This window comes from Streptomyces sp. NPDC059832 (assembly GCF_042731715.1).
GTDB lineage: Bacteria > Actinomycetota > Actinomycetes > Streptomycetales > Streptomycetaceae > Streptomyces.
In genome coordinates this window covers 1-1,669 of sequence record NZ_JBHWIY010000108.1, presented here as the reverse complement: position 1 = coordinate 1,669, position 1,669 = coordinate 1, and the positions used below count along the sequence as shown (strand labels likewise).

1 protein-coding gene and 2 pseudogenes are annotated in these 1,669 nt (G+C 66.7%); 2 read left to right on the top strand and 1 reads right to left on the bottom strand.

The window, feature by feature from the left end:
• A pseudogene (locus ACFV8T_RS45550) lies at positions 1–94 on the top strand (hypothetical protein); the annotation flags it as partial.
• Positions 95–140: 46 nt separating this feature from the next.
• Positions 141–996 (top strand): annotated as a pseudogene (locus ACFV8T_RS45545) (IS5 family transposase).
• Between the two features lie 21 nt (positions 997–1,017).
• Here ACFV8T_RS45545 and ACFV8T_RS45540 read toward each other — a convergent pair.
• Positions 1,018–1,518 carry a pyridoxamine 5'-phosphate oxidase family protein gene (locus ACFV8T_RS45540; protein ID WP_385339793.1) on the bottom strand — a complete coding sequence of 167 codons (501 nt, stop codon included), beginning with the start codon at positions 1,516–1,518 and terminating at the stop codon, positions 1,018–1,020.
• Between the last annotated feature and the right edge of the window lie 151 nt (positions 1,519–1,669).

Sequence of the window (1,669 nt, the reverse complement as noted above, 5' to 3'; positions counted from 1 at the left end):
CAACCGCAACACCGCCGCCTTCGCGGTGGAGTCCCTGCGCCGCTGGTGGAACGACCAGGGCAAGGCGGACTACCCCGGCGCTGGCAGGCTGCTAGGCCGTGTATCGAAAGTGGATCTCGGGCTGTGAATGATCACGGTTCATGGGGCGGGGAGATCTCACGGACGAGCAGTGGGCGGTGCTGGAGCCGTTGTTGCCGAAGGGTGCCAGGGCGGGGCGGCCGCCCGTCTGGCCTCGGCGGCAGCTGATCGACGGCATACGGTTCCGGGTCCGTACCGGTGTTCCGTGGCGGGATGTACCTGTCGAGTACGGGCCGTGGGGCCGGGTCTACGAACTGTTCCGCCGATGGCAGCGGAACGGCACCTGGCATCGGATCCTCACCCGGCTCCAGTCCCTGGCCGATGCGAAGGGTGCGTCAACTCCACGGTCTGCCGCGCCCACCAGCATGCGGCCGGGGCCCGCAAGCAAGGCGACCTGCAGAGGAACCACCAGGTGGCGTGTTCACCGAGCCCCGTGATCACGGTCTAGGAAGGTCGCGCGGCGGGTTCACCACCAAGCTGCACCTGGCTGTCGAGCAAGGTCAGAAACCCATGTCGATCGTGGTGACGGCAGGACAGCGTGGAGACTCGCCGCAGTTCGAACCCGTTCTGGCAAAGGTTCGCGTGCCCCGCCTCGGGCCGGGCCGGCCACGCGTCCGCCCCGATCGCGTGCGGGCGGACAAGGCGTACGCCTCCCGCAAAAACCGCGCTTACCTGCGTCGCCGCAGGATCCGATGCACCATCCCGGACAAGGCCGATCAGGCACGCAACCGCCAGAAGCTCGGCTCTCGCGGCGGCCGGCCGCCGAAGTTCGACAAGACCGACTACCGCGAGCGCCATGCGGTGGAGTGCGGCATCAACCGCCTCAAGAGGCACCGGGCCGTGGCCACCCGCTACGAGAAACTCGCCGTCCGATACGAAGCGACCGTCCTCGTCGCGGCGATCAACGAGTGGCTGTGACCAGCACTGCCGCAGCGGGTCCTAACGTTCCTTCGCAGCCTGGTTGCAAAAGGTGATCATTCGGTCGGGATCGATCCGGGCCCACGGCAACGCGCTCATCCAACTGTCCCACGCCTCGCGTCCGTACACATCGATGAGGAATGACGCCAGCCCCTGGTCCTCTGCCGGAGAGACCTCCTGAGCCCTGCCATGCACCGTGATCTGCAGCCATTCGCCGTCGATGACCGAGGCCGAGACGGCAGGGCGAGCGCGGATGTGCCGGAACCGCAGGGAACTAGCCCCCGACCCGAAGTAGAGACGCCCCCGATAGAGCAGCCCGTCGACCGGGCCCACACGAGGCTCGCCTCGGGCCGTCGTGGTAGCCAGGGCCATCACACGCATGGCACCCATCCCGGCGACCACACCCGCGGCATCGAGACGGCGCTCCTCACCGATGATTGAACGGAGGTGAGGGCCTGCCGCAGCGTACGAGTCGTCGAGCAAGCGCTGTAACCATTCCAGATCTTCAGGACTCTCATGCATGCCATCAGCTTGCCAGAACACTGATCAGCATCATGGCGGCACTTCTGATACACGCCCTAGTCACAGCGGACTCCGGCGGAGCGAACTCCTCCGACTCCCACCTGTTCAAGATGGACCTCGCCGCCTTCGCCGACGAGTCCGGCCTGTCCAT

Bases quoted from the DNA above. Each gene is read 5' to 3' on its own strand.
- ACFV8T_RS45540 (WP_385339793.1), bottom strand. From the start codon at position 1,518: ATGCATGAGAGTCCTGAAGATCTGGAATGGTTACAGCGCTTGCTCGAC.